Source organism: Candidatus Scalindua japonica, assembly GCF_002443295.1.
Taxonomy (GTDB): Bacteria; Planctomycetota; Brocadiia; order Brocadiales; family Scalinduaceae; genus Scalindua; species Scalindua japonica.
In genome coordinates this window covers 180,607-202,429 of the sequence record NZ_BAOS01000022.1, presented here as the reverse complement: position 1 = coordinate 202,429, position 21,823 = coordinate 180,607, and the positions used below count along the sequence as shown (strand labels likewise).

Below are 21,823 nucleotides of genomic sequence, written 5' to 3'. Positions count from 1 at the left end.
CCAAATAACATCAGAACATAACATGTATTCTTTTCGATTGAAACCCTTTACCCTATGTTTCTGTATATAATTTAATACAAATTTTGAAATTAGTACTTTCATTATGCCAAAGGCAACTCAATTATAAACGCAACACCTTTATCCAGTTTTTCAAATCTTATATTACCACCATGAGCATGAATAATATTTTTTGTAATAGCCAACCCAACTCCAGTGCCGCCACTTTTTGTAGAATAGAAAAGATCAAATATTTTACCATGCTGTTCATCCGGAATACCCGGCCCGGAATCTTTTATAGATATATTTAAACAACCAGCCCCTTTTGCAACATTTATAAATATATCACCCCCGCCAGTCATCGCTTCAACCGCATTTAATATTATATTTAATAATGCCTGCTTGATTTTGTCCCTGTCTACTAATGTTTGCGGGCAACCTCTCAGCATAGTAAAGTAAATGTTAACCCCGCTTAAGTCCGCATGAGGAGTTATGAGAGATAGCAACTCCTCAAATATCCGACCAATATCCTCCTCTGTACGTTGTAAATCACCGGACTTTGAAAAACTTAAGCAATCCCTTGCCAATTTATTCAACCTGCTTATCTCTTCCTTGACAATTTTCACCACTTCCGAAAGTTCTTTCCCGGAATCCCAGTCATGCTTACAAATCTCCCTTTCTAATAACGACATCTGGATATTAATGGCGTTTAAAGGGTTCTTAATCTCATGTGCCAGTTCGTTGCTGTATTGTCCAAGCGTTGAAAGTGTCTTAGACCTGACCAGCTCCTCGTTAAATATCTTCTCCTCTGTTATATCACGCATGACACCAACGACATATTCGACCCTGTTGTCTTCATCTTTGATTATAGAGTAGTTGGTAATTACCCGTTTTTCCTTCCCTTCTTTAGTCTTAATAAGATATTCACGTGCTATTTTAGTGCGCTTTTCTTCAAAGAGGTCAAGGCCTGGGCATATCGCCAGACATTCCCCATTGGAAGAGTGACAATGAAATATGTCAAAGCAGTTAGATTTGTTCTTTCTTATCTCTTCTGAGGAAAAACCAACAATTTGTTCACAGGCAGGATTAAAAAGAATTATTCGTCTATCCTTATCAAAAACAAACACACCGTCATTAAGAAACCGTAATGCAATCTCCTGCAAACTCTCCTTATTTTCAATAATACTTATCATGCCAAACTCGATTAAAAGGTTACGAATCTTATTGCCTTGCCTAATTATGCGTTAGAGTATCACAAACGGTTATGTGTTAAAACCCAACCAATATTAGTGATCACTTTCCGGGTAATATTTTTCTATTAAGAATTGAATATGATATATCTCTCAGTAAAAATTATAATCGCAATATTTATGCCTATCATATAAAATATAAATAAAAATGCATCTTACTAGTCATATAAACATATTATTAATAGCAGTTTATAATCATAAGGTATTATTCAGAGAACAAACAAATCATTTTGTAATCTCTGGCAATATGCGAATAAATTGCGACACAAATCCCTTTGTCAACAGGAAATTTCGCAAATTTTTCGTATAAATAAAAAAAAGATATTTTTAATAACTACTTTCTCTTTTTTACCTAAATCCATAATGCATTGCCTGGCTAAGGCTTATATACTGAATAAGTTTTTTGTATACAACAAAAAAAATAATTGGTATGGACATTGCGATAGCAATTAATATAAAATAAATATTCTATAAATAAATTATACACAGGTTCATGTACAATCAACTGCTCGTGTCATATAAATACAATGAAAATAGAAAAGGAGCGTAAAAAATGGATATATATAAATATGCGATGAAAATGGAATTAGATGGAAGGCATTTTTACCTTGATCTAGCGAATAAAACAAATAATAAGGGTATAAAGAATATTCTAAACATGATGGCTGAATCTGAGGCAAAGCACTATAATGTAATCTTAAGCATGCAGAGAAACGACAAAACAGAGTATTCGACAGATACTGAAGTACTAACCGAAGTAAAAAATATATTCGAGAGAATGAAAGAAGAGAAAAAAGAGCTTAATGTTGATGTTTCACAAGTAGAATTTTATAAAAACGCGCTAGAGGTTGAAAATAATAGCGAAAAATTTTATAAGGAAAGGGCAGATGAGGAGACTGATCCTCATAAGAAAAAAATATTATTAATGTTAGCAAAGGAAGAAAAAAGTCATTGTATTCTCCTTGAAAATTTAGTTAATCTTGTATCACAACCTGAAACCTGGGTTGAAAACCCTGAGTGGTACCATGTAGACGAAGAGTAAAGTTTTATACAATACCGACTCCCCGTCAATAAAACAAATGTACCATGTTTTGTCATTCTTCATGATCGTAGCACGAGCAGTGTGATTCTAAACAGACAAACATAAGAACCTCAAAAGATAATAATATAAATGCCTTTTCTAAAATCTGTTTTAAAACAATATGACCTTGTAGTTGATAAGCTCGAACTTCCTGACGGTGTTCGAGAAAGGCTACGACATCCCAAACGTTCACTTATTGTATCCATTCCTATTGAAATGGATAATGGTATGATCAATGTATATAAAGGATATAGAGTACAGCATGATATTACATTGGGACCGTCAAAGGGAGGGATTCGATATCACCCTAACGTGAATCTTGAAGAAGTAACAGCGCTTGCCATGTTGATGAGTTGGAAATGCGCATTGATGAAGCTTCCATACGGTGGAGCAAAAGGGGGAGTTTGTTGTACCCCAGCTGCGATGTCCCTGAAAGAAAAAGAGCGACTTACCAGAAGATTTACCTCTGAAATTATCTGGGCTATTGGCCCGGAAGAAGATATTCCCGCCCCAGATATGAATACTAATATGCAGACGATGGCATGGATGATGGACACGTATAGCATGTTGAAAGGCCATACTACTTTAGGAGTTGTAACGGGAAAACCGTTGGTTTTAGGGGGGTCTTTGGGAAGAGAGGAAGGAACGGGAAGAGGTGTTTATTACATGGTAGAAGAGTCAGCAAAGATCATGGGAAAAGAGCTTAAAGGACTTCGAGTTGCTATACAAGGTTTCGGAAATGTTGGATCGACAGCAGCCAGGCTGCTTTTCGAACAAGGAAGTAAAGTTATCGCGGTCAGTGATAGCAATGGAGGAATTTATAATAGAAATGGGATTGATATTGAAAACCTGATTCAACACGTTAATGAAAACAAGGCAATCTCCCATTATCCGGACGTCGAAATAATTACAAACCAAGACCTCCTCACTATAGATTGTGATGCCTTGATACCCGCGTCGGTAGAGGGACAAATTACCAGATATAACGCGGGCAATGTTAAAGCAGGAGTAATAGTTGAAGGTGCAAACGGACCTACAACACCCGAAGCAGACATGATTTTGTCCGAACGGAATGTTAGAGTAATACCCGATATATTGGCAAATGCTGGAGGCGTGGTTATTTCATATTTTGAGTGGGTACAGGACCTTCAATTTTATTTCTGGAAGGAGAATGAAATACAGCATCGATTGAAAGAGATAATGGCAGAAATATTTAATACTGTTTTGTCAATGTCACAAAAAAGAAAAATTGATATGAGGATGGCAGCTTGGACGCTTGGTATCAACCGCATTGCAGAGGCACAGAAAATCAGAGGATTGTATCCATGATAAATTATTTTTTTCATGCAAAAAAGTATAATATTTTTAATATTATTTTACGAAAGGAGCATTATTATGAGCGTATTAGTAACTAAAGAAGCACCCGATTTTACGGCTGCTGCCGTTTTAGCTGACGGTAGCATTAAGGAAGATTTTAAGTTATCCGATTTGAGAGGAAAGTATGTAGTATTATTTTTCTACCCACTGGACTTCACATTTGTGTGCCCAACAGAAATAATTGCGCATGATAAACGATTAGCTGAATTTAAGAAACGAAATGTGGAAGTTGTTGCTGTCTCCATAGATTCACAATTCAGCCATCATGCCTGGAGAAATACACCTGTTAATAAAGGTGGTATTGGAGAGGTGCAATTCCCGATAGTAGCAGATGTTAATCATGAAATTACCCGTGCATATGGGGTTGAACATCCTGCAAGTATTGCCTTGCGCGCATCATTTTTAATCGACAAGGATGGTAATGTCAGACACCAGACAGTCAACGACCTTCCTCTCGGACGTAATGTAGATGAGATGCTTCGTGTAGTTGACGCCTTGCAGTTCCATGAGAAGCACGGCGACGTATGTCCTGCCGGCTGGCAGAAGGGAGAGGACGGCATGACACCAACAGCAGATGGTGTTGCGGATTATCTATCTTCTCATTCTGATGAACTATAAGCTGAAGCAATCATAAAACGCGGAACATAACACATTCCCACGCCCAACGTGGGAATGTGGCGTTTGGCCCTACACGAATTGGATTTTCAGCAAGCGCTTTTAACTTCTTATGAACCGTTATTTTTAAATATAAAACTTCAAGAGGTAATATAATGATTAAAGTCGGAACAAAAGCGCCGGATTTCTGCCTTAAAGACCATGGTGACAATGAAGTGTCACTAAAAGACAATAAGGACAAATGGATAATATTATATTTCTATCCGAAGGACAATACATCCGGATGCACAAAGGAAGCCTGTGATTTCACAGAAACAATTCAAGATTACAAAGGGCTGAACGCAGTTATAGTTGGAATCAGTCCTGATAGTACTGAGTCGCATAGACGCTTCATTGAGAAACAGGGACTTGGTATTACGTTGTTAAGCGATCCGGATAAAAAAGTACATAAAGCATACGGTGCCTGGGGTATAAAGAAAAACTATGGTAAAGAATACGAAGGGGTTATCCGCTCAACCTTTATCATATCTCCGGAAGGTGAGATTGCGGAAGCATGGAGCAAAGTGAAGGTGCGGGTTAAACGTAAAAACGGAGAAACGCGCCATGTTGACATTGTTAAGGAACGACTAAAAGAGCTACAAAGTGAGTAAAGAGTGTATTGATTTCATTACAATCATTACAAAGCCACTTCATCATTTACATAAAAGCCAATTGCTTAAACCGAATACACGGTCAAAAACTGTAGCAAATGTTTTCAACAACATCATTTCAATGTTTTTTAGAGAGACCTATTACCCACAACAATATTATGGAACCAACTAGAGATGAAATTAATGAACCTATTAATCCGTAAGTGGCAATACCCAATAAACCAAAAACAACCCCTCCAATAAAAGCGCCTATGACCCCGACTATAAGGTTTCCGATTATACCAAATCCTCTCCCCTTCATAACTCGACCAGCAAGCGATCCGGCTATAGCCCCAATAATTAAAAACAGTATAAAATCCATTGTCTCTCCTTGAGAATAACACTATTTAAACACCTAACACCTTTACCTGTTTTTCTAGTGCCAATATACCTGGCAAAAGGCAGGTATGAATAAATTAAACAACCCGCACCATACAGATTTGAGTTGTCTGTCCACGTTAGGCATTATATCAGATATTGCTTAAAGGTAAGATTGTTATATTCAAGATCACCTAAGTCTCCGATCCTGTCGAATTGATATAAACTTGATTCTCTTTTCCAACTGAATGCTTCTACAAAACTTTCTTCATCCAATTCAGTTGCTAATTCTGACTAAACCGACCCATCCGAAATCCTGACATCATCTAAGGTTGCAAGCATTTCTCCATCCTGACTCTAACCCCTTATTAAGAAACATCGACTATCTTAGCATGTGCCTCATTCAAGATGTTGTTATAGGTTTCAAATTTTCTGGCAACCTCTTTGTCATTCCCTCTTATATCGTCTGCCTTTAATTGACAGATCCTGCTCAAGCTGGCAACCAATTCAGGCAGATAGTATTCATCTAGTAGATATTCAAGTTTTTCCATATCTGTATCTTTCATTTTCCCATCCCTCCCATAAAAATTTAGAGTTAAATTCCAGACTAATGTTACATTCACCGTCAGATATCTACCTACTCGCTCTTTATTTTGATTATATCACACGAAACCACAAAGGAAAGACGAAAGAGGTGTAAAATGAAAGTGAAACCTTCTTGTCATGATAGAGAAAAAGAGCACCAACCGACATGGTAAGTAGTCGTTGTCTTTCCAACTCCGTCCTTGTAGTTAATAAATAAAACAACCTTTCTCATAATTAAATTATGAAAAAAAGATAAATCTTTATTGCAATGAGAACAACTATACCCAGCCCTAAAAACCATGCCCATAGATGCATTCTACCATCTTTCTCGTTCTTCTGATCTTCCATAACTGGATCCTCTTTTTCAGTCTGAAATATAACGAACTCCTTTTATGCATAGCCAGACAAAACCGACAGCTGTTGAGAAACCACCCAGAATAGTTATAAGCAAATTCGTACTGGCAAGATCGTACTCATAAGCAAGCGCCAAAAGCCCTGCAAGAAGAAAAAACAAAGGGAGGATATATCCTTTCCCGGATTGCTTTGTTTTTCCCGATTGTTCACAGTTATCACATTTACCAAAAGCCATTTTTTCGTTTAATTATTATCGTTATTATGTTTATCCGTAGGATCAGATATGGCAACCCACGAATTCAAACAAAAAAAGTAACGTTCTAAGATTGTGCCACATTGTATCCGGTTAAATCAAGGATTGATTTATAACAGAGAACCTTCGGATGCTTCCAGCTTTCAAGTTTCAAATCTTGAGTATCAGGACCTCTCGACTTCCATGGAAACCACACCTTGGCCTTTTGGCCATAGAGGGTGTACAGGAAAATCCGGTTCCGGTTCAAATATCTTGATAATTGAGCACGAGATACCCGCTCTTTCTGAGCCTTTGTTAACCTGTTGAGCGAGTCTGTTTTCAGTGCCCTGCATGGTGTTGTCGGTAACGAGGAGACGTCCCTTTGGAGACAAAATTGTCAGACATGACGCTACCAATTTATAAAGATCGCTTTTGAGGAAAAATCGCCCAGTGCCGACGATGGAACGTACGGGCGGATCAAGAACGATACGATCAAAAAATTCTGAACGCTTAACCAGTTTTTCAATGTAGTGAAATACATTATCCTTGATGAAACGAAATCTTTCTTCCTCGGGATCGAGGTTGTTAAGTTTGAAATTCTCCCTGGCCCAATTATGGCATTCCGGTGATGTATCGACCGAAACCACCTGACGCGCCCCTCCCAGGGCAGATGCCAGGCTGAAAGCTGAGGTGTAAGAAAAAAGATTTAATACACTCTTGTCCTTTGCGTTCAGAGCAAACTCTCGCCTTGCACCCCTTAAATCAAAAAACAGTCCAGTATCCAGGCTGCCCATCGGCCGCACAAGATAGTTGATTCCACTTTCCTTAACGCTGATTTTTCCTTTTACAGGCAACCCGAGCAAAGCGCGTTCCGGAATTCTACCTTTGGGCTTGCGTCCTTTCTCGCGGACCTTGAGGATAATGTGCTCAGGTTTCAAAGTAGCCATAACTTTGTGAAAATGATAATCAACCAGGTCTGACAACGCCCAACTTTCCAATGATAGCAACAGCGTGTCTCCATAAGAATCGAGAGTGAATCCGGAAAGATTGTCGCCGGGTCCATTAACGAGACGGACTACTTCCCCATTTAGCGCTTCCATAGCAGAGCGTTTATTTAAAGCATTCTCAAACCGTGAAACAAGGTCCACGCTGGGGTCATTTTCACTACTTGAGATCAGATGTATGGTATTGTTAGCTGGGTCAACAACACCCCAACTTAGAAATGCACCCTGGCTGTCCCGAAGCTTACACCAACCTGTTTCTGTAAATCCCTCACTTCCCGGTAAGCGATCAATAATAAGACGGGGTAAACCGTCCTTGATACGTTGGCAAAGAAGACGCGAAGGACAAAGTGTTTTCAATCCTGGTTTAGTTGAGTTTAATTTCATAAAGTGCTGGTCCCCATCTTAGTATATGTATTAAGTTTACTCGTTTCTTTGTTTTCATAGCAACTCATCATTTTTCCATTCTCCCTCTTGTTTAGTACCGTCTGCTACAATCCATGTTCCACGTCCACTCCGCTTATCATCTTCCCACTCACCCACATATGTATCACCATTTGCCCAGGTATATGTCCCATGACCATTCCTCCTGTCCTTTTTCCATTCACCTGTATAAGAATCATTATTAGCGAAATAACCCGTTCCCTGCCCATGTATTTCATCATTTTTCCATTCACCCACGTATTTATCACCATTTGAATACGTTTCTGTACCCTGACCGTCCCTCTTGCCATTTTTCCATTCACCCACATAGGTATCACCTGTTGCATACGTTTCTGTACCTTGTCCATTCCGATGATCATCTCTCCACTTACCCACATAGGTATCGCCATTTGCCCAGGTATATGTCCCTTGTCCATGTTTTTTACCTTCCTTCCATTCACCCACATATATATCACCGTTTACATATGAGTCTGTCCCCTGTCCATTACGCTTGCCGTCTGCCCATTCTCCCATATATTTATCACCATTGGCATACGTTTCTGTGCCTTGTCCATTCCGATGATCATCTTTCCATGTACCTATGTATACCACTCCATCTGGCCAGGTATACATTCCCTGCCCCTGTCTCTTTCCCTCTTTATACTCACCCATAAATATATCACCGTTAGGCCAGTTACATGAACCCTGCCCATGCTTTTTACTATTTTTCCATTCTCCCATGTATTTGATTCCGTTAGGCCAGGTGTATGTACCGCGGCCATTCTGCATGTTATCTCTCCATTCACCGATGTATTTAGCGCCATCTGCCCAGGTATATATCCCCTGCCCATTCTTTTTACCTTCTTTCCATTCGCCCACATATATATCGCCGTTAGGCCAGGTATATACTCCCTGTCCATGCCCCTTATCATCTTTGCGTATTTGTACATCAAATTCTTTAGCTTCTCCTGAGAACTCTTTCCTGCCAGTTTCTTTAGTTCCCTTGAACACTTTTTTTTTACCAAGCCACATTTTCGCTCCTCCCTAATAATTTTCAGATTTTCAGATTAAGCTCATAATCTAAATAGATGACACCTGATGTATCGTTATACATTAAATCGAAAATGCATAATGTCACCATCTTTTACCACGTAATCTTTTCCTTCAATTCTTAAGAGCCCCTTTTCCTTCACCTTTAGTTCAGATTTGTGCATTGCAAGATCATCGTATCCAAAGACCTCCGCACGAATGAAGCCTCGTTCGAAATCCGAGTGAATTACTCCTGCCGCCTGTGGTGCTTTTGTTCCATTACTTATTGTCCAGGCACGTACTTCCTTCGGCCCCGCGGTAAAATAGGTGCCAAGTCCCAATAATGTATACGCCTCACGTATCAACCTCTTGAGCCCGGACTCCTTTATTCCCATATCCTCATAATATTCTGCCTGTTCTTCAGGATCCATTCTGGCTATTTCTGCTTCGACATCTCCGGACAGGACAACACATTTTGAACCTTCCTTTTCTGCGTAAGCCGTAATGGTATCAATATATCCTTTATCTTTCTCGAAATCGAAGACATTTATGACATATAATACCGGTTTTGCGGTAATTAAATGTAAATCTTCCGTGCATAATCGTTTCTCATCCGAAAGAGATAAGAGTCGTAGCGGAGTACCGTTATTTAAACCTTCCAGCACTTCTTTAAGAACTGCAGTATCTTCCAATAACTTCTTGTCTCCTGCCTTGCAGAGTTTCTCGTTTTTCAATATACGTTTTTCTACTGTCTCTATATCTGCAAGGAGCAACTCAGTATGGATAATTTCAATATCCCTGATTGGGTCAACAGTACCTTCCACATGTACGGTATCCTCTTTTTCAAAACAGCGAACAACGTGTAAAATAGCGTTTACGCTCTTTATATGCCCTAAAAACTTATTTCCCAGTCCCTCGCCTTTGCTGGCTCCTTTTACCAGACCGGCAATATCTACAAACTCAACCATTGCGGGAATGGTTTTTTCGGGAGGAATAAATTCCGTTATTTGATTCAATCTTTCATCCGGGACTGCCACAACCCCTACATTGGGGTCGATGGTACAGAAAGGATAATTTTCGGAGGCCGCACCGGACGACGTTAATGCATTAAAAATTGTAGATTTGCCTACGTTAGGCAATCCGACAATACCACAGTTTAAACCCATAGCCTGATTTCCTTTTCCTTATTTCATGCCAAAAATAATAATGTGAAAATACAGTATAGCAGAAACAATAGCATTCTTTAACAGTTAAGATATGAAAACTTTCAATTGACAAGAAGACAATATAGGGTAGGATGAACGAGTTATTACCGTCTTATTAACTCTATTTAAAGGATAACCATGAATAAACAATATAAAGATTACGATTTAGACACTCACTCTGCAAAATCATATGGAAAAGATGAATGGATGACTGCCATTCATATTAACAAGCTAAGCTCCGATGGCTATAAAACAAAAGCGTTTTATTGCAAAGACGCTTTTGATACCAAAGAAGAAGCCGATGATCATTCAATAAATTTAGGTAAACAGATAATTGACGGTGAACATCCTGATCATAAACTTGATTTTTAGACATAGCTGAATTATATCGTTTTTTTGTCGTAAGGAGATCATAAGGCCTGAAAAAATATTTTTCTACTATAAGTTTCAGATTTGCCTATCTGAGTGAGAAATATGTCATTCCCGTTTCCCCGTCCTGACTGATTCATCCGGGAGGGCACGGGAATGACAATATTGCTTAATTAACAGGCAATTCAGATAATAGATTACCCTTTTTACTAAACCGGCATAAAGCATAAATCGACTTGAAACGCAAAGCAATTAATCTACTATTATCAGCACTTCAGATATTGCTACTGCCCGGTGGTTTTATGGAGTAGCAATATCAAGCAACTCCACCGTAAAGATCAATGTCTGGTTAGGCCCTATGCTTGCTGGCCCATTTAGACCATAAGCCAGCCTGGAAGGAATATAAAATTCATATTTACTACCAACATTCATAAGTTGTACGCCTTCAGTCCACCCTTTAATGACTTGATTTAATCCAAACTCCGCCGGTTGATTACGTTTGTATGAACTGTCAAACTCTTTACCGTCAATCAAAGTACCACTATAATGCACTTTAACCTTATCAGTAGCCTTAGGCTTAGCACCTTCTCCCATGGTTATAACTTTGTACTGTAAACCGGAAGCTGTCTCCTTAACACCAGCCTTCTTTTTATTGGCACCAAGAAAAGCCAGGCCCTTTCTGATGTTTTCAGTACCTTCAGCCATCCTTGCCGCTTGTAATTTCTCTTGGGCCTTCTGTTGAAAAGAGCCCATGGCAGCATTAATCTCGTCCTGTGTCATCTCAAGTTTGCTCCCCTTCACTACATCATTTAATCCTTTGGTAAGTATTTCCAGACTAACTTCCAATTCACTCTGCTTACTGAAATTACCAACTTGAGTACCGAGAATATAGCTCATTTTTTGAGATTCCGACCACCTGGCTGCAGTACTTGCAGACCTGGCATCCTCTTGCGCAGTAGTAATACCTGAAATAATAAACAGCATTAAAGCAGAAAATAACATAATTTTCAGTTTCATAATAAACTCCTAAAGTCAGTAATTTTAAATATAAATTTTACAATCAAAGTTTTTCATCATATCATGGAGTAAGTAATTATGATATTATAATTTGGTAAATTAAAGAGACATGTCAGAAAGGTTGATAACTGATAACAAGAGAAAAAACAGTGGCTAACAGTATCTGGCAGAAGGATAAATCCGGCAGACTTAGCCGTCAACATGGTTAATTACAATTTCCTTGACTTGTTCTTGTGACCCAACCACTTAGGTAGATCATCATCAATGTCGATAATACGCATGCCATAGAAAATATGACACGTTGGTTTGAATTTCTCCGGAACTTTAGACGTACCTCCAAAATCAAAGAGGGAGGGAAACGCAAGCCACATATTACGTCCTTCATCGGCGATGAGCGTCCCACAACAGGCACAGCTAACCTTACAGGGAAGGATCCTCTCATATTTGCCCAACTCACTGTTATAAAAGCGCAGGTGCTCTATACCTTTTGTTATTCTGACGTCATGTTTATGAAATATCGCTGCCCACTGCATAGGTGCGCCATGTAATTTCTGGCATCCAAGGCAGTGACATATTTTTGCATCAACAGGGTCAGACGCTACTTCATATTCTATCGCATTACAGAAACAGGTTGCCCGGTACTTTGCGGTAAAACCAACATCTGTAATCGATGCATATTCTTCTCCGAATTCTTTTTTCATAATCTGGACGACATATCTCCTTTCTTTCTGCACACCACTACCAGGCACCTTGGAAGACACGATATGGAGTGCTCTTCATATATTCACGATACTCATCACCCAGAGCCTTGATCAATTGATGCTCCTCAAAAGGGATGAAGCAGAGGAAAGATGCAGTAACCATCACGGTAAACAGTAGTTGTCCGGCATTAGGGGGTATCAAAAGCGAGGAAAAGGACTGGGCAGTCATAGCACGATACATTGGATGTCGGACGGTTGCATAAGGCCCTTTGCTGAGGAGAGGAGTTTTAGTCCCTGTAGCGTGTGATAGCGGTGAGTCCTCTTTTATTATTTCTCTATCAAATTAACCATCGCTTTCTAATTGAACAATTGCACTCTCTACTGTGCTTCTCATGATATTTATATTCTCGATTGTGGCGTCAGTCGATGTACGGGCCATTGCCTTGCCTGCAGCATTCATAAATGTAGTATAATGTTCATCGCTATCTAACAACAGAGGGGCAACCTGGCTGACCCAATGCGCCAGTTGATCATGTTCCTTAGATATTTCGTCTTTAGATCCAACAAGTTGTGCCTTTTTCAATGCATCAAGTAACTCTTTATTGTCCATCCCATAATCCTCCTTTTGTTTCCTCTGCATATTTAAACGCATTTAAAAACGTATCCTCATATTTAATATTTGGTGGTATCGTCTTAACATTAGCATATCCTGCCCTGACAATCTCCTCATTTAACATCTTACCATTTGACAAATAAACATAGCATAACAGTCTTCCATACCTGTCCATTTCCTTTATGTCGAACTCTATCGTTACAAAGTCGCCACGCTTAATCAGACCATTTACATATGCTTTTGCCTTTGCACCCATTTCGACAATTGTCTCTATATCATGTTCGCTCATGTTTGCCTCTTTCAATGCCTTCCTGTCAATTCGACTCTCAGGCGCATCTATGCCTATAAGCCTGATCCTTTTTTCAAGTCCCTCGTAGAGAACTTGTACTATATCGCCATCTATTATCCTTGTAACTAAAGTTTTTTGTTGAGCGTATATGGGTGAGTATACCAGGACAAGAACGAATACCAATGATAGGGTTTTTATCTGTTTTTTCACATTAGACATCCTGTTACAATTATATTGTATTTTTCTCTTTTTCACTAATGCCGAGAAGGTATATTATAGAATCCATGTTTTTTTGTGATATGTTATAGTCCGCCTTTTCTCTGACAGTCTTGTGAGCATTGAATGCTATTCCTAAACCTGCCTTGTCAAGCATTAGTAGATCATTTGCACCGTCACCGATTGCCACTACCTGGTCCAGAGTTATCTCCTCTTTATTTGCTATATCCTCTAAGATTTTTGCCTTAAATTCACCATTGATAATCCTTCCCGTGACCCTGCCGGTTATCTTGCCGTCCTTTATTTCAAGGTTATTGGCAAATGCGTAATCAAGACCAAGCTCTTTTTTTATTCGATCGGTAAAAAACGTAAAACCGCCGCTTATTACGGCTGTTTTATAGCCTATTTTTTTTAATATTTTTATAAATTTTTTAGCACCCGGAGTGAATGGAATGTTATTGTAAATTTCCCCTAGAGCTTCTTCGTCTAAACCAGCGAGAAGCGACACGCGCTCATCTAATGACTCATTAAAACTTATCTCACCATTCATTGCCTTGCGTGTTATCGCGCTGACTTCGTCACCTCTGCCGGCGGCCTTTGCAAGCTCATCAATAACTTCAACTTGTATAAGAGTACTGTCCATATCCATTACAACAAGCCGTTTTGACCTCCTGAATATATTCTCTTTTTGAACGGCAATGTCAACGCCAAATTCGGAGCTTATGGATAGCAGCCTCCTTGTTATATCGCGAACATTTATTGATTTATTGGTGTTAACAATCATCTCAACACAGCTAAGTTCTCCCTGACTGAGCTGTCTAATTCTTTCAATATTAACATTTTCAGAATACATTGCCCTGGAAATCCTGGCAAGTACATCTGCTGTTATTTTATCTCCCAGGCATGTGATCGCGTACAGGAAATTATTGTCATATTTCAGTTGATCATCCTTTGAAACAACTGTAAAGCCAAGATCAACATTAAGTCTTTTCGCCTCAAGCAACAAATCCTTAAGTAGTGATTTTTGAGTTTCCTTACTTTGTCTGAAGTCTAATAACATAGAGAGCAATATTAGATTGTGTATAACAATCTGTTCAATATCAACTATTCTTACCTCATTTTCAGATAGTATTGAGGTAAAAGATGAAACAATACCCTTCGCATCCGGCCCGTTAACCGTTATTACTATAAAATCATCCGAATCTTCCATTTTTCTCCTTCTTATTAATAAGATGGTAAAATGCCTCAGGATTCAAATGTGAAATCAGAATAGAGAACAAAATCAACCATCACAATATGTTTATTTTTCATTAATCAATATCAGGGATTGATAATTCTAACACATTCGATGTTCCAAGTACAAACCCATTAACTTGATTTTCGACTTGCAGATAAACATTGAGAATACTTCTTTGCTGACTGTTTGAACATTGTTATTCCCGGCTTGATCCGGAATTCATACTTTTATTTGACCGGTCTGGTTACAGTGCGCCTGAATATCCGCAGCTCACGACGATGCTGGTGAAGTACCCCAAGAGCATGCCGGGGCCAAGCGACCGGGCCTGGTTGTATGAAGAAAAGAAAGAAAGAGATAACTCCTAGTGCTTCAACCATCCCGATAAGAGTCTCATGCTGGAAGAGGACTGGGGAATAAGCCTGCCATTAATACCATCAATGAAGACATCCAGGAGATTGAGCACAGCACACGCAAGGTACATGGCCATAATAAGCATCAGTGATTTCCCTGCCAAATATAAGAAAAAAAGATTTTCCTGTCATTAATTTGCTTATAATTCCTGTTCTTTTAATATTATTGGATCAAACTCAACAGTTCGGTCGTTGTTGATAATCCAGACGTGCCTGTCCTGAATAGTGCATTGCCATTCCATTGTTCGGTCTATCATTAAAGCCAAATCCTCCAGGGCTTGCGCGGGCAGGCTTATTACGGACAGATTTTTTAACAGGTTAAACTTGGAACTTTTATTTTCCCACCAGATAGCGGAGCTTCCTTCTTTATAGGTATAGATAATAACATGTTTTGAACGGGAGCATGCTTTACGTGTACGTTTCACATCAGTTTCTCCAATTTCAATCCACGATTCAATAGCATCTGTTAAATCCTTCTGCCATATGGCAGGTTCATGCTTTGTGTCAGTCCCTTTAGTGTACACGAGCCTTTCATGCGCATTGAGAGTAAACGCCAATATTCGGGCAATTATATATATTCCCGTCTCAGGTGGTTGATGAGCTATAGTAAACTTGTGTTCCTGATAATAGTTACGGTCTAAGTCAGAAATGTTCAAGTTGACTCTCAATATATTTACTTTGCTACCCATAGTTATTTTCTATTTTCCTGAAGACTCCAGTCCGTTTAAAGATACTCTTCACAGAAGTTTTGTGACATCAATAAGATATTCTTCTATTGTCGGGTTTTTACTGCTTGAGGAGTGTGCTGTTAAGGCTTAATAAAAGCTGTTTTGTATTTTAGCAGAATCAGCTGGTAAACAAGTACATTTTATAACGATTTGACAAAATTTTATTTTCACTGTGTCGGTCCTGTTAGTAGGAAGGTTTCGCGCTATCGTATCAGACCTTGTTTTGATCCGGGAATTGTGTGAATATTGCTTCATGACTTAGTCTGAAGGGGTGCATCTTCGGACAACCTGTCAATGGGTAACCCCTGTTTCCGCAATTTCCTTCTCTACCGCTACTTCCCCTCAAACACCTACCGACCAATCAGTGCCGCACCGATAACCCCGGCAGAATCTCCAAGTCTGTTTTTTAAAATAGAGGTTTCCAGGCTATCGCTGAAAACCTGTTTCCTTACCTCTTCAACACCTTTTGTATAGATTTCATCAATATTAGAGACCCCACCACCAATAACAATTACGTCGGGGTCCAGTACGTTTATCAGATTAGCTAACGCTCTGCCAAAGCGTTTAAAAAAGTGCTCCATAAACCTGACAGAATGGTAATCGTTCTCTCTATATCTATTTACAATATCTTTCAGCACAACCCTTTCAGAAAATTGCGATTCATAAAGTCTTTCAAGTCCGGCACCGCTTATATACGTTTCAACACACCCTCTTGAACCGCAGTAACATAACGGCCCCTCAGGATCAATTGATGTGTGCCCCCATTCTCCGGCAATATCCTGTCTTCCGTTAATCACACTACCATTATAAACAATTCCTCCACCACAACCGGTGCCCATAATAACTCCAAACACCAGGCTCCCATCGGTTGCAGCTCCCGATAACGCTTCAGCCAACGCAAAACAGTTGGCATCATTCTGCACCTCAACTTCCCTGCCAAACATCTTCTCTAAATCATCTTTTAACGGTTTCTTATTAAGGCATAACGTGTTTGATTTTTTCACAACTCCTGTTCTGTGGGATACGGCACCGGGAGCGCCCAGACCAATGGAGTGTGCATCACCTCCTATATGATCACTCATGATATGATAAATCTTTTTTATATTAGAAAGAATATGCTCATACCCGAGTTCCTGTTCTGTTGGAATCCTCTGCCTGAAGAGTTCAATACCTGCAGGGTCAAGGACAACTCCCTCAATTTTTGTACCACCAAGATCTATTCCTATACGATACATATCACACCCTTTTTAACCTGACCAATTTCAACGGATCAAACACCATCGGAGTAAAACCTGCATATTCAATAATCAAGGTTATGCCCTGGCCCGCTTATATATGCAAAAGTTAACCGTATCAGCACTATGAATCATCAGCTTGAAGGTCTTGACGCCAAAAGCCATCTGCCATTTTATTAATTGTTATTTTGATAAGCTCTTCAACAGTACCAACTTCTTCTTTTAAGTTAGCACCATCCTCATGATATTTGGCCAGGTCAGCAAAGATACCCTTTTTGTGTTTTTGTAACATATCATTATTCTGTTTTGTAAAATCATCTAACGCGGTCAAAATCGCAGCCTTATACACCTCTTCATCCTTTGAGCCTGGATGTTTTCCCGCAAAGACAACCACGCAGTGTTGGAAAATACCGTTTATCATTGCCGCGTAGGTGTCATATGTTCTGTTAAATGTAATAGCTATCATATTGTTTCTCCTAATTCTATACGTGTTTTATACACTGTTATTAATCAATCCGACAAGTTTCACTAATCTTTTCAACAATTGTTAAGATAATTGTATCCATATTGCATAACAGGAGAAAAGTCTATGAGGAATTTCCCCATTCCTGCATCCCATATCCTGAGAGTATAGGTGAACCCTGGTTCCTACCTACACCACAAGCCTTCTATGCATTTGGTAACATTTATGTAACAGCTTGTGTCCTGACAACTATACACAAACCTATTTGTGTCCCGTTTTTCTCTGAATACGGGACACAAATTCCTATTACAATATTTTCTTCATTTCGATAGGATCGGCATAGTTGGAACAGGTATAGTATATTGATTCCTAAAAATTGTTATAACAATAACTACTGTTAGCCTGTATCTTATTGATTTTGTTACTGAAATAATAAAGTTTTTTCTTGAAGAAACCGATAAAAAGATATAATTTAAAAATTCGTTCTCTGCCAGTGGCAGTAGAATCTACAAAGGCTTCCGCCGAACTAGCCTGGCAAATCGACGGTTTTTTATAACCATTTTGGACCACTACGTATCAGGTCAATTGTTGCCGGCCGGCCCTTGCGTCCTTTGGTATCGGCAAGATACGCAGTAATAAAGTCCGCTTTGATAGAACCTGTAAGCTGTATAATAACAACATAATTTCCCATCACTATAGTTACTCTTCTTTTTTTGTTGTAACGTTTCTTTTTCCTATCCCAACCTACATATTTCTCACTGTTCGGATCTTGTAATGCTGTCTTGGTCAATTCAATTCGTCCTGCTCGCTTAAGAGAAAATGTATCCTTGTATGTGTTACGACGTAATAATTCATAATTGTAAAACCTTATACTACGCAGCCCACTTCAATCCCTTAGATGCATACTCATACACTAACTAATATCTTTGATCGCACGTTTTCTTAAACTCAACTCTGTCATAACTCTCCGGCAAATCTTTGTCCAGTACATCTTCTATTGCCGCTCTGACCTTTCTCAGGTTTTGGCTATCTTTATGCCAGTCCTGAACAAGGACCCCTGGATGCTCTTCCTGCTTATAACACAGATTTAACCTGCCAATTTCAACAGATCAAACACCACCCGGGCAAAACCTGCTGCTTTTGAAGGATCAGACAACAGTTGCATCATCTGATTTTGATGCGCTTCGCTGCTGTCCATCACTGCGTTATCAACTGCTTTGGGGAAATCTCCCAACATTGCCTGTTCGGGGGTATTATTTGTAATCTGCTTCATGACCAGTTCATCTTCTCTGACCTTATCTCTGATAGTATAGGCATAATTCACCAGATCATTATCGGTGAGTTGATCGGTGATAAACAGTTCGTTCAAACGACTGATGACCTGTGACATTAACTCTTCTTTCTTATCTCTGGCTTTTGCTGTACCCACCCCTTCTCCGGGCACCAGTTTATATTCCACGATGTTATCACTAATACTCAGGTTCTGCTGGCGAATGGCTGTCAGCCTGTAGTGGCTTAATTCTACGCTATGCAAATCAATGTCATCATCGTCGATTGCCGATTCGCGCAACATAGGGCGTAAATTACGTGCGAATAAGCTCAGCTTTTCTAAATCCTTATCATCATAATCAACAATCTGCGACATAAACTCGTAAAAACGAACAAAAGTGCCCAAGTCCTTTTTGAATATATCCAGAGCATCTTTTTCTCTTTTACACTCCTTAAGGCTGTTTTCCGCATTGGCAATTAATACCGGATCAGCACTTGTTTTGGTGCGATCAAATATTTCTTTGGCTTGTTTATATGCCTCCACAGCAGATTTATAGCGAATCTTCCAACGCTCTACTGCAGGTTTGCAGATATTGGTTATTGCCGCATTACTTTTACTCTTTTTGAAAAATGCCTCGCAAAACTGTTCTACTTCAGACCATTGGAAAATACCGGCAGCTCGCAGCTTATCAAACAGATTAAAGATCAGATCAGGGTCGGATACATCCGCCAGCTCTGCAGTTTGATAGTACGGTTTGAAAGATTCAAGAATATCTTCCGGCTCATTAAAGAAATCCAAAACAAATGTCCCGCTATCAGATTTTCCAGGATAGACACGATTCAGGCGAGACAGTGTCTGCACACACTCAACACCACCGAGTTTCTTGTCCACGTACATGGCGCATAGCTTGGGCTGATCAAAACCGGTTTGAAATTTATTAGCGACTATCATCACCTGATAATCCTTAGACTCAAATGCCTTACGCATATCACGACCTTTAAGATCAGGATTCATATTGTTTTCGGTAAACTTTTCTCCAATCAAGCCTTCAGTGTTTGGATCATTCTCGTTAAACTCCACCTCACCGGAGAAAGCCACCATGGCATGGATGGTTTGATAACCCTTCTCGGTAATATATTTATCAAAGCACAATTTATAACGAACAGCCTCTTTACGGGAACTGGTCACCACCATTGCTTTCGCCTGTCCTCCTAACAGCCCCATCACATTATCCCTGAAATGTTCAATGATCACCTGCACCTTTTGTGAAATATTATAGTCATGCAGCCGCACCCATTGGTTGAGTTTCACTTTGGCTTTTTTTGCTTTCCACTTCCTGATCTTTGCCCTGAATGGCCAACGCCAGGTTATAGGCAACTTTATAGTTGGTGTAATTTTTCAATACATCCAGAATAAAACCTTCCTCAATCGCCTGACGCATACTGTATACATGATAGGATTCCGGCAAATTGGTTTTAGAAGGTGGTTCATCCGGCTTCGGTAGACGGCCAAACAGTTCCAGAGTTTTGGTTTTTGGTGTTGCCGTAAAGGCAAAATAGCTGAGATTACGGGAAGCGCGACGTGAGGCAACAGCAGCATCCAGTATATCGTCTGCTGTCAGTTCCTCTTCAGCGCCTCCTTCAATCATCAACACCTCTTTCAATTGCCGTGCTGTAGATCCGGTTTGTGAAGAATGGGCCTCATCGGCAACTATCGCGTAGTTTCGTTTCTTCAGGCTAACGCTGTTTTCAATCGCTTTTAATACAAAGGGAAAGGTTTGAATCGTGACAATAATAATGGGTTGTGAGCTTTCCAGGGCAGAGGCCAGTTTTTCAGATTTTGACCCATCACCCTCTTCCTTGTTGATTCTACCTACCACACCATCCACATGCTCGAACTGGTAGATAGTATCCTGCAGTTGGGCATCCAGCACGTTTCTATCAGTTACGATAATCACCGAATCAAACTGTTTGTTTCCTGCCTGATTATAGAGTGATGATAACTGATGGGCCGTCCATGCAATCGAGTTAGATTTCCCCGAACCGGCACTGTGCTGGATCAGGTATTTATTCCCCGGACCTTCGGTACGAGCCGCATCTATGAGTTTGTTGGCCACATCCCACTGATGATAACGGGGGAATATCATCGTTTCTACCTTAGATTTACGCCCTTCCCAATCCTCTTTCTCTTCAATCTGTAGATGTACGTAACGGGCAAGAATATTTAACAGATTATCCGGCAGTAAAACATCATTCCACAAGTAATCGGTTGCATACCGGTTAACATCTTCAGGAGTATCATTACCGGCGCCACCCTCTTTGGTACCTTTATTAAACGGCAGAAAGAAAGTCTCTTCTCCTTCAAGGTGTGTCGTCATAAACACCTCGTATTGGCTTACAGCAAAGTGGACCAAAGCGCCGCGTTTAAAGGTTAACAGTGGTTCAGGTTTTTTGGTGACCGGATCAACGGGAAAACGGGTAGTTTTATATTGTTTAATGGCATTGTGTACCGCCTGTTTAAATTCTGATTTCAACTCTAGGGTTGCTATGGGTAATCCGTTGATAAACAATACCAGATCAATGCGCCATGCCCTGGCTTTTGTGCCTGTCTGAGCAAGGTGTTCGTCACCTTCCCCTTCGGGGGAAGGTTGGGATGGGGCAGAAATATCAGCCCAGGGGCTATACACCAACTCAGGAACTACACGTAGACGGTTTTCTTTATAACGCGCAAGCGTATCCGGGTTCAGATCATGCTCCGGTTTAAACTGGCATAGGCTGAAACGGGTGCCGCGATCACGCAGTTCATGTCTCAATACACCTAAGGTGCCAAAGGTACGCATCTCCTTATTGGCGGCATTGGGATCAGCTTTATTCAGCTGTGAAGCAACACGCTCTAAAAACTTCTGCTCAGGATTATTGGGGTATAATTTGCGAAATTTCTGCCACTGACCATCCTGCGTCTCTTTAACAAAACCCAGCAAATCCTCTTCATACAGAGCCAGATCACGGTTATAGTTTTCAGGCTTACCCAACAACCAGCCGTTGGTGACCAGTTGGTTGATCATTTCGTTTTGAAACACGCCTTCGGTAGACTTATCATTCATAATATTTCTTGTTTTT

23 protein-coding genes and 1 pseudogene are annotated in these 21,823 nt (G+C 39.9%); 5 read left to right on the top strand and 19 right to left on the bottom strand.

All coding sequences use genetic code 11. The annotated features are described in order from the left end of the window. Positions 1-101: 101 nt before the first annotated feature. Positions 102-1,190, bottom strand: a complete 1,089-nt coding sequence (locus SCALIN_RS12815; RefSeq protein WP_096894867.1) for a two-component system sensor histidine kinase NtrB — start codon at positions 1,188-1,190, stop codon at positions 102-104. A gap of 610 nt (positions 1,191-1,800) precedes the next feature. Between SCALIN_RS12815 and SCALIN_RS12810 the strand changes: the two genes are divergently transcribed. From SCALIN_RS12810 to SCALIN_RS12795, 4 genes are all read left to right on the top strand, one after another. Next, positions 1,801-2,289 (top strand): ferritin-like domain-containing protein, encoded by a 489-nt coding sequence (locus SCALIN_RS12810; protein WP_096894866.1) that lies wholly within the window; start codon positions 1,801-1,803, stop codon positions 2,287-2,289. Between the two features lie 129 nt (positions 2,290-2,418). Beyond that, a complete protein-coding gene (locus tag SCALIN_RS12805; RefSeq protein ID WP_096894865.1) occupies positions 2,419-3,657 on the top strand; it encodes a Glu/Leu/Phe/Val family dehydrogenase in 1,239 nt (412 codons plus the stop codon). A gap of 66 nt (positions 3,658-3,723) precedes the next feature. Then, the gene (locus SCALIN_RS12800; RefSeq protein ID WP_096894888.1) at positions 3,724-4,323 is read left to right on the top strand and encodes a peroxiredoxin; all 600 of its coding nucleotides are present in this window, start codon (positions 3,724-3,726) and stop codon (positions 4,321-4,323) included. A 152-nt stretch (positions 4,324-4,475) separates the two neighbouring features. After that, positions 4,476-4,970, top strand: a complete 495-nt coding sequence (locus SCALIN_RS12795) for a peroxiredoxin (RefSeq protein WP_096894864.1) — start codon at positions 4,476-4,478, stop codon at positions 4,968-4,970. A gap of 118 nt (positions 4,971-5,088) precedes the next feature. Here SCALIN_RS12795 and SCALIN_RS12790 read toward each other — a convergent pair whose 3' ends face one another. From SCALIN_RS12790 to ychF, 6 genes are all read right to left on the bottom strand, one after another. Then, entirely contained in the window at positions 5,089-5,331 is a 243-nt protein-coding gene (locus SCALIN_RS12790; RefSeq protein WP_096894863.1) for a GlsB/YeaQ/YmgE family stress response membrane protein, read from the bottom strand. A gap of 364 nt (positions 5,332-5,695) precedes the next feature. Beyond that, positions 5,696-5,893, bottom strand: coding sequence for a hypothetical protein (locus tag SCALIN_RS12785; protein ID WP_096894862.1), 198 nt, complete (start codon positions 5,891-5,893; stop codon positions 5,696-5,698). 383 nt (positions 5,894-6,276) lie between these two features. Continuing rightward, positions 6,277-6,501, bottom strand: coding sequence for a hypothetical protein (locus SCALIN_RS12780; RefSeq protein WP_096894861.1), 225 nt, complete (start codon positions 6,499-6,501; stop codon positions 6,277-6,279). Positions 6,502-6,683: 182 nt separating this feature from the next. Next, entirely contained in the window at positions 6,684-7,886 is a 1,203-nt protein-coding gene (locus SCALIN_RS12775; protein ID WP_096894860.1) for a class I SAM-dependent rRNA methyltransferase, read from the bottom strand. A 54-nt stretch (positions 7,887-7,940) separates the two neighbouring features. Further along, complete coding sequence (locus SCALIN_RS12770) at positions 7,941-8,954, bottom strand: MORN repeat-containing protein (RefSeq protein ID WP_096894859.1); 1,014 nt, start codon at positions 8,952-8,954, stop codon at positions 7,941-7,943. A 74-nt stretch (positions 8,955-9,028) separates the two neighbouring features. Then, complete coding sequence (gene ychF / locus SCALIN_RS12765; RefSeq protein WP_096894858.1) at positions 9,029-10,117, bottom strand: redox-regulated ATPase YchF; 1,089 nt, start codon at positions 10,115-10,117, stop codon at positions 9,029-9,031. Between the two features lie 177 nt (positions 10,118-10,294). On the opposite strand from ychF, the gene SCALIN_RS12760 reads away from it, so the two are divergent. Then, entirely contained in the window at positions 10,295-10,528 is a 234-nt protein-coding gene (locus SCALIN_RS12760; RefSeq protein WP_096894857.1) for a CV_2116 domain-containing protein, read from the top strand. Between the two features lie 297 nt (positions 10,529-10,825). On the opposite strand, the gene SCALIN_RS12755 is transcribed toward SCALIN_RS12760, so the two are convergent. The 12 genes and pseudogenes from SCALIN_RS12755 to SCALIN_RS24055 all read right to left on the bottom strand — a co-directional run bounded on the left by SCALIN_RS12755 (position 10,826) and on the right by SCALIN_RS24055 (position 21,807). Continuing rightward, on the bottom strand, positions 10,826-11,542 hold the full coding sequence (locus SCALIN_RS12755; RefSeq protein ID WP_096894856.1) for a BamJ family beta-barrel-assembly machinery protein: 717 nt from the start codon (positions 11,540-11,542) through the stop codon (positions 10,826-10,828). 209 nt (positions 11,543-11,751) lie between these two features. Beyond that, positions 11,752-12,303 carry a GFA family protein gene (locus tag SCALIN_RS12750; RefSeq protein WP_203415474.1) on the bottom strand — a complete coding sequence of 184 codons (552 nt, stop codon included), beginning with the start codon at positions 12,301-12,303 and terminating at the stop codon, positions 11,752-11,754. After that, positions 12,281-12,571 (bottom strand): methyltransferase family protein, encoded by a 291-nt coding sequence (locus SCALIN_RS24060; RefSeq protein ID WP_420885434.1) that lies wholly within the window; start codon positions 12,569-12,571, stop codon positions 12,281-12,283. Before SCALIN_RS24060 ends, SCALIN_RS12750 begins: the two co-directional genes overlap by 23 nt. Before the next feature lie 15 nt (positions 12,572-12,586). Continuing rightward, positions 12,587-12,853: a hypothetical protein gene (locus SCALIN_RS12740; RefSeq protein WP_096894854.1), complete on the bottom strand. Its 267-nt coding sequence runs from the start codon at positions 12,851-12,853 to the stop codon at positions 12,587-12,589. After that, complete coding sequence (locus tag SCALIN_RS12735) at positions 12,843-13,355, bottom strand: thermonuclease family protein (RefSeq protein ID WP_162532303.1); 513 nt, start codon at positions 13,353-13,355, stop codon at positions 12,843-12,845. Before SCALIN_RS12735 ends, SCALIN_RS12740 begins: the two co-directional genes overlap by 11 nt. Before the next feature lie 19 nt (positions 13,356-13,374). Beyond that, the gene (gene serB / locus SCALIN_RS12730) at positions 13,375-14,571 is read right to left on the bottom strand and encodes a phosphoserine phosphatase SerB (protein ID WP_096894852.1); all 1,197 of its coding nucleotides are present in this window, start codon (positions 14,569-14,571) and stop codon (positions 13,375-13,377) included. A gap of 388 nt (positions 14,572-14,959) precedes the next feature. Further along, the gene (locus tag SCALIN_RS23400) at positions 14,960-15,094 is read right to left on the bottom strand and encodes a hypothetical protein (protein WP_261341028.1); all 135 of its coding nucleotides are present in this window, start codon (positions 15,092-15,094) and stop codon (positions 14,960-14,962) included. A gap of 54 nt (positions 15,095-15,148) precedes the next feature. Continuing rightward, on the bottom strand, positions 15,149-15,697 hold the full coding sequence (locus tag SCALIN_RS12725; RefSeq protein WP_096894851.1) for a YaeQ family protein: 549 nt from the start codon (positions 15,695-15,697) through the stop codon (positions 15,149-15,151). A 389-nt stretch (positions 15,698-16,086) separates the two neighbouring features. Then, positions 16,087-16,971 carry an ROK family protein gene (locus SCALIN_RS12720; RefSeq protein ID WP_096894850.1) on the bottom strand — a complete coding sequence of 295 codons (885 nt, stop codon included), beginning with the start codon at positions 16,969-16,971 and terminating at the stop codon, positions 16,087-16,089. Between the two features lie 124 nt (positions 16,972-17,095). Beyond that, complete coding sequence (locus SCALIN_RS12715) at positions 17,096-17,437, bottom strand: hypothetical protein (RefSeq protein WP_096894849.1); 342 nt, start codon at positions 17,435-17,437, stop codon at positions 17,096-17,098. A gap of 547 nt (positions 17,438-17,984) precedes the next feature. Next, positions 17,985-18,224, bottom strand: a complete 240-nt coding sequence (locus SCALIN_RS12710) for a hypothetical protein (RefSeq protein ID WP_096894848.1) — start codon at positions 18,222-18,224, stop codon at positions 17,985-17,987. A gap of 297 nt (positions 18,225-18,521) precedes the next feature. After that, positions 18,522-21,807 (bottom strand): annotated as a pseudogene (locus SCALIN_RS24055) (type I restriction endonuclease subunit R). Positions 21,808-21,823 lie beyond the last annotated feature (16 nt).

What these genes read in the sequence shown, in the direction of transcription:
- SCALIN_RS12815 (WP_096894867.1), bottom strand. Translation starts at nt 1,190, where the DNA reads ATGATAAGTATTATTGAAAATAAGGAGAGTTTGCAGGAGATTGCATTA.
- SCALIN_RS12810 (WP_096894866.1), top strand. Translation starts at nt 1,801, where the DNA reads ATGGATATATATAAATATGCGATGAAAATGGAATTAGATGGAAGGCAT.
- SCALIN_RS12805 (WP_096894865.1), top strand. Translation starts at nt 2,419, where the DNA reads ATGCCTTTTCTAAAATCTGTTTTAAAACAATATGACCTTGTAGTTGAT.
- SCALIN_RS12800 (WP_096894888.1), top strand. Translation starts at nt 3,724, where the DNA reads ATGAGCGTATTAGTAACTAAAGAAGCACCCGATTTTACGGCTGCTGCC.
- SCALIN_RS12795 (WP_096894864.1), top strand. Translation starts at nt 4,476, where the DNA reads ATGATTAAAGTCGGAACAAAAGCGCCGGATTTCTGCCTTAAAGACCAT.
- SCALIN_RS12790 (WP_096894863.1), bottom strand. Translation starts at nt 5,331, where the DNA reads ATGGATTTTATACTGTTTTTAATTATTGGGGCTATAGCCGGATCGCTT.
- SCALIN_RS12785 (WP_096894862.1), bottom strand. Translation starts at nt 5,893, where the DNA reads ATGAAAGATACAGATATGGAAAAACTTGAATATCTACTAGATGAATAC.
- SCALIN_RS12780 (WP_096894861.1), bottom strand. Translation starts at nt 6,501, where the DNA reads ATGGCTTTTGGTAAATGTGATAACTGTGAACAATCGGGAAAAACAAAG.
- SCALIN_RS12775 (WP_096894860.1), bottom strand. Translation starts at nt 7,886, where the DNA reads ATGAAATTAAACTCAACTAAACCAGGATTGAAAACACTTTGTCCTTCG.
- SCALIN_RS12770 (WP_096894859.1), bottom strand. Translation starts at nt 8,954, where the DNA reads ATGTGGCTTGGTAAAAAAAAAGTGTTCAAGGGAACTAAAGAAACTGGC.
- ychF (WP_096894858.1), bottom strand. Translation starts at nt 10,117, where the DNA reads ATGGGTTTAAACTGTGGTATTGTCGGATTGCCTAACGTAGGCAAATCT.
- SCALIN_RS12760 (WP_096894857.1), top strand. Translation starts at nt 10,295, where the DNA reads ATGAATAAACAATATAAAGATTACGATTTAGACACTCACTCTGCAAAA.
- SCALIN_RS12755 (WP_096894856.1), bottom strand. Translation starts at nt 11,542, where the DNA reads ATGAAACTGAAAATTATGTTATTTTCTGCTTTAATGCTGTTTATTATT.
- SCALIN_RS12740 (WP_096894854.1), bottom strand. Translation starts at nt 12,853, where the DNA reads ATGGACAATAAAGAGTTACTTGATGCATTGAAAAAGGCACAACTTGTT.
- serB (WP_096894852.1), bottom strand. Translation starts at nt 14,571, where the DNA reads ATGGAAGATTCGGATGATTTTATAGTAATAACGGTTAACGGGCCGGAT.
- SCALIN_RS23400 (WP_261341028.1), bottom strand. Translation starts at nt 15,094, where the DNA reads ATGCTTATTATGGCCATGTACCTTGCGTGTGCTGTGCTCAATCTCCTG.
- SCALIN_RS12725 (WP_096894851.1), bottom strand. Translation starts at nt 15,697, where the DNA reads ATGGGTAGCAAAGTAAATATATTGAGAGTCAACTTGAACATTTCTGAC.
- SCALIN_RS12720 (WP_096894850.1), bottom strand. Translation starts at nt 16,971, where the DNA reads ATGTATCGTATAGGAATAGATCTTGGTGGTACAAAAATTGAGGGAGTT.
- SCALIN_RS12715 (WP_096894849.1), bottom strand. Translation starts at nt 17,437, where the DNA reads ATGATAGCTATTACATTTAACAGAACATATGACACCTACGCGGCAATG.